An 11,845-nucleotide genomic window follows, 5' to 3' on the forward strand; every position below is an offset into this window, starting at 1 on the left:
TCTACTATTTATGATTTTTTACGTTCTAATATCAAATTTTCGCTTGTGGGAGTAGATCTTTCCCCTATTTTTAATACCTATAATAGTTTTATCTTTATTTCTTTTTAATATATAAGATATATATTTATAATAGATTTTTAATATAGCTAGTATGATTGTTAATAAGATGTCTGACCTAATTGAAAATATTTGTAAAATCCGTTATAATAATGGAAAATAAACATATCATTACCCACATACTAAAGGACAAACCTACGTATCCCTACCAGGGCGAGGTTTGTCCGTTTGCGTTTTGGAGATGCCAGCAACCGTGCGTAGCAAAGGGCGGTAGCAGGTCTTCCACTTATTTTCTGTTATAATATATCCTAAGAAATTAGGTGATTATAATGAGTGAAAACATTAATTTAGAAGAAACTTTAGCAGCCTTTTCTGCTTATTTAACAGAAAAAGAACGGAAACAATCCACGATTGAACGTTATGCTTACGATATTAAAGATTTTTATAAGTGGCTAAGAGCAAATGAGAAACTTATACATATCAAATCATGGAGTCAACTTTCTGAATCGGTCTATCAGACGTATTTCTCTGAGTTAGAAGACAAGCGTAAATATTCTCAGAAAACAAGACACAGAATATGGGTGGTTTTAAAGAAGTTACACATGTTTTTAGGTATAGTTAGTCCATTGGATGGTATTAATCTCTCTTTAATTCCGGATCAATCACTAAATGAAAATGATTTTATTACCGAAATGGAAGAAAAGCTTTTAAAACAAACTGTTCTATCAACGAAGGGATTAACGGAAAGACAAGCTAAATATCGCCCTCTTATTATGGATAGAAACGTTTGTATTATAAATTTAGTAGTAAACTATGGGTTATCCTTGCAAGAGCTTGTATCGCTTAATATGAGCCATATAAAGTTTGCTAGAAATATCTTAATGGTACCTGGGGAAAATGGTGCAACTAGGTCTGTCTCTTTAACTTTGGAAGATACACAGCAGCTTTACAAGTATTATAAGACTATTCCGGAACCCGTAAGGCCTCGACAACACACAGATAATCCTCTATTTGTGGCATTTGATTTTAATCGAGGTACGTATCGATGGGTGTACGAAAATGATGCACCAAAGGCTTTGTCTGAAGTTGCTATACAAAAGATGATACGACTTGAAGTGAAACGTGCGGAATTAAATAGGCGTAGCTCTGCACAGCAGATGAGAAACACTTTTATTCTCCGTCTTATTAAGCAAAGATTAACTGAAGATGAGTTGGTAAGTAGGATGGGGTTCAAAACTAAAATATCTTTAAAAAGATATTATCAATATTTACAGTTGTAGCTTTGAAATAAAGTTTGATCAAAAATACCTCGCAATCCAAAGTTTTACGATAAATAAAAAGAATCCATTTTGAAAAAGATTGATCAAAATGGATTCTTCCCCAGCAGATTTAAGTTTGGTTTTTATAAAAAAGTTTGATCATTTCTACCTATGTTGTTCAACAATCGCGCCCGTTTGTGAAATTGGCAAAGGCAGTCTAATTATCGAATAGCCCTCTTCCTCTCAGATTTGCGGAAACAGGCTCCTTTCCTATTTCACGTGCCCATATAGATAACTGGCCAATATGGTGGATTTCGTGGACAATGACATGACGTATGATCTCTCCGTGTGTACATTCAATGACTCGGCGCCTGATTGGTGCGTCTCTAGAGCTAATCGGTTCTTCATTGAAATCAGTTTCTGAAAGTTTCCGAGAATCCATTTCATTTGTCCAAGATGTCACAAATGGCTTCACTTTCTCATGGTATTGAGCTGAAAGATTTTCCGCTTTTTGTAAGTTGGCATAATCCTCAAACAATGGCTCCTCAGGCACTGGTTCACCTCGCAAACCTAAGATCCACATATATTCCACATCTACAATGTGAAATAGGGTATGTAGTATACTGCCGAACCCACCGACCCGTTTCTTTAATAGTTCTTCATCTGGTATGTCTTCGCACAATGTAAACCAATCATCACGGACTTGCCAGTTATATTGAAACAGTTTCAACATCACAACAAACTCTATCTTTTATAGATTTAATATTTAATTTTCACCAAAAGACTTCAAAATCCTTTTTTAAATAATAACTCTAAAAAACCTGTTAAAATCCTCCACAAACTGGCCCTTTAGTTGAGTAACTTTATTGCTACTCAACGGTTCCTTAATCCGCCTTTCAGCTCAGATCTTCTTTTCACTATAAAAACACCCCTTTAGATAAACAGATCCAAAGGGGCAAAACATCGCAACTTTTTTATAAACGTCGCGACTTTATTCAAAACATCGCGCCTTTTTTATAAACAGTTAATCTTTATTTCAAATCAATAACAGTGACTTATATTAACCATACATTAATAAGAACACGTCTTCTTATTAATATATTTTTCTTTGATTACTTCTTACTTTTCCGCATCTATCTTTTTAATTGCAGCTTCGTTCTGACTAATTATATCTTGAAAATGCTCTTGCTTATTTTCTTCTACAAACTGTATAAGTTCTTCGAATTCCATTATTATCACCTTATTTCATTAACTTTGATTACTTGTTCTAATTCGAATACAGAAAGTACCTGGATGTGTAAAAATGTCTTTAGGGCATTCCAAACCTCTCTGTGGTCATCTGACGATACCTGGAGAGCACTTTTCCAAACATCCATCCCAACCTCGTTATATTCAGGGCTTCCTTTTATAAGGCATTCTTTATGTATAGTAAACGAAATCGAATCAGTTTTTATATCTTGATATAGTACAAGTGTAGGAACCCAATCAATTGGAGTATATAAGTGCATAAGATTCTCCAAACATTTCTTTAGAACGCTATTGTCTCCTATGCAATGTATTTCACCACTTATTGTATCCATTATGATTTTTTCACTCGGATGTATCTCTCTAACGTAAAATGGTACTTGTTCTTCATAATGTTTATATATCCTTTTAAATGCTTCTATGGCCTTTTCTATTGATGTTGCATTAATAAAACTGATTTTATGTTCTGTAGTAATTTCTAATATGTATAGGCGCATAATTCATCCCCCTATATTCTCTATATATTAATTAATACATTGTATCATCTTACTATTAATTTAAAGAAAGTACCTACGTTACTGGTAGTCACTTTAAATATAGCTTCTATTTGCATGTTAAGCTATTAAAAAAGCCTCGTTTCCTAATTCCTTTAGTATTTTTGCAAAGAAATGGTTTGTCTCTTCGGATAGTATTTCCTCTGCTTCTATTAATCTAGAAAGTCTATTTATAAACTCTGCAGCATACAAAAGCTTCGTACTAGCTTTTTCATCATATTCTCTTATATTTTAGCCCAATCCTTCATTATTCCATGTAAAGATACTGAGTATTCTCACTGAGCAAAAGATTAAAGCGTTTGAAGATAACTGAGAGTGATAGAGCTTTGATTACTATTTTAGAATTAATAATCACCCTAAAGGAAATATATGTATTTAAAAGATGATTTAGGAAATACTGTTTATTGAATAATAAGGAGGTGTTGAAATGTCTAACCAACATGAGGATATTTTAAAGGCTCTAGTAAAAAAAGAAATGCTAAATTTAGATCAAGAAAAATTAGCTAATTTTTCAAAAGAATTATCTGAAATGGGTCTTTCTGCTAAAAGTGGGTTTGTGGCTTGTAACGGCAATTACTGCATTGTTGTAAAGGAGTAGCATTATTTTTGTAATAAAAAGAGTGTTCATCGTAGGATTAAAGACTATAACTTAATTACGAGGTAAAGGAAGTCTTTAATCCTGCCTCTTAAGAATAGGAGATATAAATTTGAGTAAAATAGAGCCTCAGAATAATTCACTGTCAGATGATTTTAACAGAGAATTACGAGCCTGTGTTACCCGTGGTTTGAATTGGACTATAGAGAATTTGCCAATGTTTGTACCTGAAAATGTAGCAAACCCTGAAAATATGAAAGAGATTACAGAACTGGCACTTATGTATAGTTTTATAAATCAATGGAATGATTCTAGACTGAAGCTGCAGACAATTCCTATTGAAGAATTCTTGTTGGACTTCTTTGATGATCCATTAATTGTACAGTGTGCACGTAAAATGCCCAATCATTTTGATCACTATTTCATAGCGTATATGACGTTACGGATGGCAGGTCATCGATTGGAAAAATATGAGAAAGCATTGGAAAGTATACAAAAATACAATTATCCAAACTGTTCAGAAAAAACTCCATATCGTACCTTGGAATTACAATATATGCAATGGAAGGCAGGTTTAATGGAGGAACCACCAGATTGGCAATCCATTTACAGCTCTACAACTCTTGGTCTTTGTCCAAACCCAGTTTTTCTATCTGAATGGGAAGTTTATTCTATCACTCACACATTATTTTATTTGACTGATTTCTGTGGATTAACGATGCACTTACCAAGAGATGAAAATCAAGATGTAATAAAAGTTTTAGAATCTTTGTTGATATATTATTGGAAGAAGGCAGATTGGGATATTACAGGTGAACTATTAATTAACATGGTTGCATTAGGGAGAAGTAATACTTCTTTGTTTAAAACTGCTGCTCTAGAATTTTTACGGGCTTGGAGACTGGATGGTGCTTTACCGGGACCACATTTTTCTCTTTCTAATGAGGTTCCAGATCAAAAGAATTTATTTGAGAATTGTTATCATACGACTTTAATAGGAATTCTTTTCTGCGGATCTTATATACGTCGTAATATTTATACTAATTAATAGGAGATATATAATGATAAATTCTAAAGCTGTTTTAAAAGCACAAAATTGGTTAATTCGGTTAGATATAAATCCACAAGATACAGTACGTCAACTTCAGCGCTTATTAGGTATATGGGCAACACAGATGGTTAATGGTCAATTGGAAAATCAAGTCCTTTTTAACTTAAATCAGATTGTGGAAAAAATTGCACCTTTTGATTACCGGACATATTCCGGTGACCCGATTTTAGCAGTAGAAGTACATAAATTTCTACAAGAACAAGAGATTATTCATCCCTGCTTATTTGATTTGTCACTTGAATATGCTAAGGTTTTGCAGGATTTTGATCCACTGCCAAACGAGTTAAATCTTCTCTATAATCTTCTCCAACATAGTGGCTTTAAGGTTAAGTTACAAAAGCAAAAAAGTAGTTTGTATACTTGGCCAACAATAGGAGAATTGGTTAATATGAACCGTCAACAAACATTAAAATTTTGCCAGAATTTATCAAATGCTACTACATATGGCCGTCATCTCATTGATTGTGGTTCTTTAACCACAATTTTACCAAATTTGGCTGTCTCTTATGCCCGGTATTGGGATATAGAAGTAGTTAGTGTTCTGTTACGTACCTGTGCTTACCTCAATTTACAACAAGATATTGCTTGTAAATGGTCATTAGAATGGCTACTTGATCAACAACAGGAGGATGGTTCTTTTGGCTTGCTGAAACCAGAAGCAAGACGTGCTGGCTTGAACGATGAAGATTGGCAATTGTATTTTTTTCCGACTGTAGCAGTTTTATTGACTTTAGCTGACTGGCAACAACCTGGTTTTATACTTGCACCTACAATTTCTTCCAACGTATTAATCGACGAATCTAAAATAGAGCAATTACTGAATAATAGTAGCAATAAAAAGAGTTCATAATATGATTATCAAAGTAGTTTTAAGTTAGAGTATAAGTCCTTTAATAAAGTGGAGTATAGAGAAGGACGCAAGTTGAAAGATTAGAAAAAATCACCAAATGGATAGCGTGTTTAAATATCAGTCTAGAGCTATAAAATTAATAATCTTCAACTATCGGACCAGATTGCTTAAGATTATTAAAAAATGTTATCGTTATTTGTTTTTATATTAAGGAGAAATAATTGATAACGGTCACTTGTGAGGCACAAAATGTAAAAAACAAATGAAATAACAAGAAAAAGCATGGGTATCCGCATAGGAATTAACTATGCTTTTTGTTTTGGTCTGAAGAACCTGAACAGCTTTACATAGCAGATTTGACCAAACATTATTCCAAAGCTACATTAATAAAACATACGGCAAGCTTATGGGTTAATAATTAGCTCAGTGCAAGTTTATGCTTCCAACTGTGACAAACTTATGGGTAGAGTTACAAGGTGGAAGACATCTCTACTTAGTAGTTAATACCAATATGAATCTTTCATTAATGATCGCACACTATGTACTATAAACGGAAGGTTTTGCTTATCCGTACTCTTTAGAATTTTCTTTAATGTACGTGAGATATATACAACCATAACAGGTGTTTCTACCCAAACCTCGGAAGTTAATATATGAATCGGTTTTGTACGATCTTCTAGCGACAGTTCGGAAATCGCATCCCATAGCAATGCCAACATAGCAGAACTATTTTTCCTCCCACTGTAACCTACAAAACAACAATCGCGAGATAAATAGACTTGTTTCATTTCCTCTTTAATTTTTATATATATATCCATCATTTTATTTTGTTATGTATAGGGCGCTCCTTCTCTTTTTAAATAGAAAAAGAGAGTCCCTTATCATAGGCACTCTCTTTTATGTATTCCCTCTATTTTTAATCGATTACGATTTCATTTATATTTAGCTTGTTTAAGATCTCTTTATAAAAACGCATTACTTTTTGAGCATGTTGTATAGCTATTAACCCATCTTGAACAGTAAGGGCTTCAAAATACGGATAACGAATGTCTGTAGCATAACCATTCAGCTGCACGCATTGTTCTAAAATCAATGAGAACTCCTCATCTAATCTACAACAAGATTTGTGCAGCATTAAAAGGTTATGAGTTTTAGGGACTGGTCTACCGTTTAGTGCAAGAAATCCTTTTAGGAGTTTCTCCACACATTGTTGACTATGATAACAAATAATTGCAGTGGGGAAAGGTTTCATATCAGATAAGTAAATAGCAGAATCTAAATCGGATTTTGCAATGAATACCCACTTTTTTAGATCCTCAATATTTCTCATATAGGACCTTCCCTTCTAGTGCAATCTTATGTTCCATAGTTACATTACGGCTAGCACGTTCTTGAAACTCTTCTGGCCCATACACTAAAATATCAACTGGTGTTTCCATTACATCGTAAATCCCCCAATTGATACGATTAATGACTTCCCTTTTTCTTTCTCCTACACCTTCCACAACAATACAGAGATCAAAATCACTGTCTTCATTTGGTGTGCCATATGCATGAGAGCCAAAAAGGATGATTTTTTGGACAGAAGATACAGTTTCACGAATCTTTTGCACTAATAGGTCCAATTCCCTTTGTACCTCTTCGTTAATCCGAATCACCCCTCGGATAATGTAATTAAATTGACGTTTAAGTATATTATACATGCGTTTCTCTTCTCCCTGCTATTATATATTTTTTTTCTTGTTTTCCAACGTTTTGCAATGCTTGATAACATTCGTATACCTATTTGAATTCTTATAAGGGTCTACCGTTTGCACTACTATTCCCTCTTTTATTTATTAAAACAATATATGGTACAAGCCTTTTTCCTTTTGCAATATTGATAATAATGCTGATTGTAGATATCCCCCTAGTTTTATTTTGAAAGTGTATTCCTTAAGTTTCTTAGATATGAAATTGATAAATTTGTAATCCTATGTACGGTGTACAAGTCAAATGAGTGCATCAATAGTATCGATGCAGCAAGGATAACTCCTTCCTCCTGCACAATGGAAATAACATATTGAAGTAAATTCGCCTGCTTAATAAGTGTATGTATATATACTGGATGGGCATTTGAATCTATATAAGTATCATTCCTCTGGCCTTCAAATGCTTGATATATTTGATTTATCTTTAAATTGCACATACATTGAAATAGCTTATAGTCATGATGTGGTTCCTCTAATATTGGCTCAATCTTTGTAAGTAGAAACATGTAATGCTTAATATTTGTAAACATTGCGAATTGGATAGTTTTAAATGTCCTTATAATAAAAGAAGGAGACAAAAAAATATGCCTCCTTTACGCCCCCTTGTATATTTATTCTAGAAACCTAAACCCGCTTAGGTTATAATCTTCGCTAACTCCTTTTATTGAATACTCACCTGTAAATATGAACTTAAGATGAATATAGTAAAAGTTACTTACCGTATTTCTATTTTTTCTATCTCTGTAAATTTATTCAAAAAAGACATTGAACTAGGTCGTTCAATGCCTTCTCTCTTCTTACATATTTGTGTACTCGAAGTACAATTTTTCCGGTTCTCCATACTTATTAATTTCATTCTGATATACAGCAGCTAATTGCTGTGACATTTCAATGCTCTCCATATAGGATAATGAAGTAACTGCTTCTATTTTTTCTTTAATTTTATTAGGAAGAACTGAATAAGATAAGCTATTCATCTTACTCCCTAATTTAGTTTCTGTAGCAGCTTCATAATAAATCTCAGTAATTAGAACTTCATTATCATCTGGATTGTACATATACCCTCGGTTAACTGTAATCATATTATATGACTCCTCTCTGGTTTACAAATCCTAATCTCTAGTGTTTTTAGTATTGCAACAAGTACTTTACATATTTAAATTCCCTTGTTCTTCCCTTCCGAATGCTATTATGAATTAATACTTATTATCTTACTTCATCGTCAAATTTTGAAGTTTTCAATAATATAAAGAGGCGATAAAGGTTTGATTTTATAGATAGTAAGTTCATAACTTTTAACGTATTTATTAATTTTTTTCTTTTGAAAGGTTTAAATGATACCCCCTATTGATAATGTTGGCATATCTAAAGTAATTGCATGTTCATATTTCATCATAAATATCCTCTTTTCTAAATAAAAAGCACGAAATATGTGCGTTTATCCATATTTTTTTATGCTATGCTCTGTAAAAATTCATATAATCTCTCCTCTAAATTAAACAAAAAGCACAAAATATGTGTTTTCTCATTTAGCATACTTTTAGTCCTAAAAGTTTATGTATAAGTGATTCCTAACTCGAAGACAACACAAAAAGGACTTCTTCAAGTCGATTAAAATGTGCGTAGCAAAATAAGCTATATATACACTAATCGGCTCAAAGAAGCCCTTTCATAATCGAAACAAGAATACAACTTGTTTCTAAAACTCAACCACAACACATAGGGTGTGGGAATAAACGGAATCAATTAAACAATAAATATAGATTTATATTAAACTATTTTTATATTATATTCAATTGTTTTCAATAGAACAGGGATAAGAAGGAAGTTTATATGTAGATCCCACATGTATTGTATAATAATGCCCCTGAATCCCCTGCTATAAATCCCCTCTTATATTCAGTCCCTGAAGTTACTTCATGTACTGTATTTCAAAATATAGCTTTTCTGGCTTTTGATTTTGAACTAAATAACAAAGTATTTCCTTTATATATTTTTTTTCTACTTCAACACTTTCCATATAGGTCATACTTTCGTTTTCCTGGACCTTTTGAAAAATAGCAACAGGTACTTTAACCGCATCAAATACACCCATTTTACTGCCTAACTTTTTTTCTGATGTACCATCATAGAAAATTTCATTTACTATTACCTCATTATCATCAGGATCGTACATGTACCCTCTTTGTATACGTAGCAATATAGTACTCCTTTCTTGTATATTCCTCCAATGAAATAACTATATTTGTATATAATGTTATTTTATTAACAGGTGTCAAAGAATATTATTTCGCAAAATCCGTGCTTTGTATAGAGGTAGATACAGGATTATTAATTTTGTTAAGTTTTTTTGAATACTTCAAGCTAATTATAAAATAAACAAGCCACCCTTAAAGCGAAAGCTTGTATGGTGGCTTAGTTTTCTATAAATAGCTTTGTATCTAATTGTTTGATCTCCCCTTCTGCAAGAGGTTGATAAAAAGCGTGTTGTAATCCTTGAAAATGTAAAGATTCCCCTATGCATAACAATACTTTACCAGGAATTAAATCAAGTAATAGTTCATTATTAATTTGCTTTGCTTGTTTTTTAGTAGAAACATAAATAACTAAGATTGTAGGGTTATTCCCTAAGTCCTGCATAATAACATCTTTTCCTGACTCTACAAAAGTCTTCCATCTAGCAATTATTCGTTTTAATCGATCCTTTTGATCAGATAATAAGGTGGAGTATACAACAAAATTAAATTTACGTTCTTTTCCTCCATTTACTATAAAACTTAAAGAAGGAGTAAAAACCCCTTTACTAATAGATGGATGTATAATATGCCCTAAAAATGAAGGAGCGTAGCGTAAATGGCAAAGTAGGTCTATATCATGCCAATAACGCAGGTGAATATATTTACCATGATTGTCAAGACGCTCTGGGGCAAAGAAGAACATATTGCCTTGCCAGTATTTTAGTAGTTTAAATCCATTGTTGGATAAGGTATATGTTTCTTCAAAGATTTCCATATCAAAAATTTCTACTTGCCATTTTTCGATAAATTGATAGTAAAGTAATCCTTGAAGTGCATTATAAATTTTCTTCCGCGAAAATTTATTCTTGAATAGATATAATAAATGATTAAACCGAACGGATGTATGAACACCAATAAAATTGAGTATAGCATATTGTTCCTCTGTTAAAAGTTGCTTAAACTTAACTAATTCGTCATAAGAGTGGAATACATAGGTTTTATCCAAATCATGTATTCGATATATTTGAAGTCCTTGTGCATCCTCACTTGATAAATGAGGAATAGAAGGGATATAAGTAGACATTTGTTTCTCTATTGTATGCATAATCATCCATTAAAATTGGTAAATTGACGAATTAGATTTTTTACTTTGACCTTGCGGATAATTTAGGATACGTACAGTTCCTCTTCTATTTTTAGTATCAATATTAAGCAGCTCACATGTAACAATTGTTTGGTTTATTGCGTCATCCACGGTTGGATTTGCCAGATTACGACCCTTTAGCCCTTTAAACTGAATACCTGGTGCAACTTCTACGAAAATCCCAGCAATAGCATCTACACCTACAATTTTACCTACAAAGCGGTCACGTCGTTTGTTTAATTCTAATAGTTTTTCCATTGGATCCGTTTCTAGTTTCTTTTTATTTCCTCTAAACTCATAGCGCCCATCCTTTTCCACTACTTTATCGATGATAAGCTCTACAATATCACCAATAATAATATCTGCCGAACGAACAAATGAATGAGACCATTGCGAGTATCTTACTCCTACTGTTACACCATGAACTTCAACCAGTATAGTTTGTGCAGATGGAATATGCCCAGAAACTGTTCCTGTGTATACTTTATTCCCCTCTTGCTCTACTATTTCTTCATATAATTTTCTTTGCAGTGCAAGTTCTCCTGCCGTGATAGATACAACAGCAAAGTTCCCTTCCTCAGTTTTTTGGAAATGCTCAATAATAACAGGTTTTGTTCTACCTATCAGCCATTGAGGATTTTTAGGAATATTTATACCTGCCTCTGTAATTGGACAATATGCTGTCGTATGAGTACCAATCTGCATTGTGAGCACTTGTATCCGCTCAGATGTCCCGTTTTTAGTTGGGAATAATTTTTCAGATACTACGGTAATTAAGCCTTTCCCTACAGTACGTTCACGTTTCATACGAGCTAATTCTTCTAATTCATGTTCACGTATTCGTTCAAATTGATTGAAAGTTGTTTCTATAAAGGTTGCCTCTAGCGTGCTATCAGGTTCAAATACCATCCCTAGCTCTTTTGGAATATGAGTATTTACTTTATCTTCTACCATTATATTTTCCTCCTAGAACGTAAAAAAGGACACACCTGTACCGTTGGAATGGTACGTAAGGTGTGTCCTTCACGTAAGTCATGTTTTA

Annotated in this window: 13 protein-coding genes and 1 pseudogene; 4 read left to right on the top strand and 10 right to left on the bottom strand. The window is 32.9% G+C overall.

Going from position 1 to position 11,845, the window contains the following annotated elements:
- The first annotated feature begins 386 nt into the window (after positions 1-386).
- On the top strand, positions 387-1,337 hold the full coding sequence (locus ACZDYH_RS18595) for a tyrosine-type recombinase/integrase (protein ID WP_474886904.1): 951 nt from the start codon (positions 387-389) through the stop codon (positions 1,335-1,337).
- Positions 1,338-1,533: 196 nt separating this feature from the next.
- Here ACZDYH_RS18595 and ACZDYH_RS18600 read toward each other — a convergent pair whose 3' ends face one another.
- Positions 1,534-2,049 (bottom strand): DinB family protein, encoded by a 516-nt coding sequence (locus ACZDYH_RS18600; protein WP_474886905.1) that lies wholly within the window; start codon positions 2,047-2,049, stop codon positions 1,534-1,536.
- Positions 2,050-2,551: 502 nt separating this feature from the next.
- The gene (locus ACZDYH_RS18605) at positions 2,552-3,058 is read right to left on the bottom strand and encodes a hypothetical protein (protein WP_474886907.1); all 507 of its coding nucleotides are present in this window, start codon (positions 3,056-3,058) and stop codon (positions 2,552-2,554) included.
- A 484-nt stretch (positions 3,059-3,542) separates the two neighbouring features.
- Between ACZDYH_RS18605 and ACZDYH_RS18610 the strand changes: the two genes are divergently transcribed.
- The 3 genes from ACZDYH_RS18610 (at position 3,543) to ACZDYH_RS18620 (ending at position 5,671) form a co-directional block, all read left to right on the top strand.
- Positions 3,543-3,713 (top strand): hypothetical protein, encoded by a 171-nt coding sequence (locus ACZDYH_RS18610; RefSeq protein ID WP_170951630.1) that lies wholly within the window; start codon positions 3,543-3,545, stop codon positions 3,711-3,713.
- Between the two features lie 109 nt (positions 3,714-3,822).
- Complete coding sequence (locus ACZDYH_RS18615) at positions 3,823-4,758, top strand: DUF6895 family protein (RefSeq protein WP_474886909.1); 936 nt, start codon at positions 3,823-3,825, stop codon at positions 4,756-4,758.
- Positions 4,759-4,771: 13 nt separating this feature from the next.
- Positions 4,772-5,671, top strand: a complete 900-nt coding sequence (locus ACZDYH_RS18620; protein ID WP_474886911.1) for a hypothetical protein — start codon at positions 4,772-4,774, stop codon at positions 5,669-5,671.
- A 503-nt stretch (positions 5,672-6,174) separates the two neighbouring features.
- Here the strand turns inward: ACZDYH_RS18620 and ACZDYH_RS18625 are convergent.
- The 8 genes and pseudogenes from ACZDYH_RS18625 to ACZDYH_RS18660 form a co-directional block, all read right to left on the bottom strand.
- Positions 6,175-6,492: pseudogene (locus tag ACZDYH_RS18625) on the bottom strand (phosphoadenosine phosphosulfate reductase); the annotation flags it as partial.
- Positions 6,493-6,587: 95 nt separating this feature from the next.
- Positions 6,588-7,001 carry a HEPN domain-containing protein gene (locus ACZDYH_RS18630; RefSeq protein ID WP_474886913.1) on the bottom strand — a complete coding sequence of 138 codons (414 nt, stop codon included), beginning with the start codon at positions 6,999-7,001 and terminating at the stop codon, positions 6,588-6,590.
- The gene (locus tag ACZDYH_RS18635) at positions 6,988-7,374 is read right to left on the bottom strand and encodes a nucleotidyltransferase domain-containing protein (RefSeq protein ID WP_000282357.1); all 387 of its coding nucleotides are present in this window, start codon (positions 7,372-7,374) and stop codon (positions 6,988-6,990) included. The genes ACZDYH_RS18630 and ACZDYH_RS18635 overlap by 14 nt, the downstream gene beginning before the upstream one ends.
- Positions 7,375-7,586: 212 nt before the next feature.
- Positions 7,587-7,952, bottom strand: a complete 366-nt coding sequence (locus tag ACZDYH_RS18640; RefSeq protein WP_474886966.1) for a hypothetical protein — start codon at positions 7,950-7,952, stop codon at positions 7,587-7,589.
- A 267-nt stretch (positions 7,953-8,219) separates the two neighbouring features.
- Complete coding sequence (locus ACZDYH_RS18645; RefSeq protein WP_474886915.1) at positions 8,220-8,504, bottom strand: hypothetical protein; 285 nt, start codon at positions 8,502-8,504, stop codon at positions 8,220-8,222.
- 830 nt (positions 8,505-9,334) lie between these two features.
- Entirely contained in the window at positions 9,335-9,622 is a 288-nt protein-coding gene (locus ACZDYH_RS18650; RefSeq protein ID WP_474886917.1) for a hypothetical protein, read from the bottom strand.
- A gap of 215 nt (positions 9,623-9,837) precedes the next feature.
- Positions 9,838-10,764, bottom strand: a complete 927-nt coding sequence (locus tag ACZDYH_RS18655) for a hypothetical protein (RefSeq protein WP_474886968.1) — start codon at positions 10,762-10,764, stop codon at positions 9,838-9,840.
- Positions 10,765-10,773: 9 nt separating this feature from the next.
- A complete protein-coding gene (locus ACZDYH_RS18660) occupies positions 10,774-11,757 on the bottom strand; it encodes an RNA-binding protein (protein WP_434714718.1) in 984 nt (327 codons plus the stop codon).
- Positions 11,758-11,845 lie beyond the last annotated feature (88 nt).

It is taken from the genome of Bacillus sp. EB V-12, assembly GCF_056158125.1.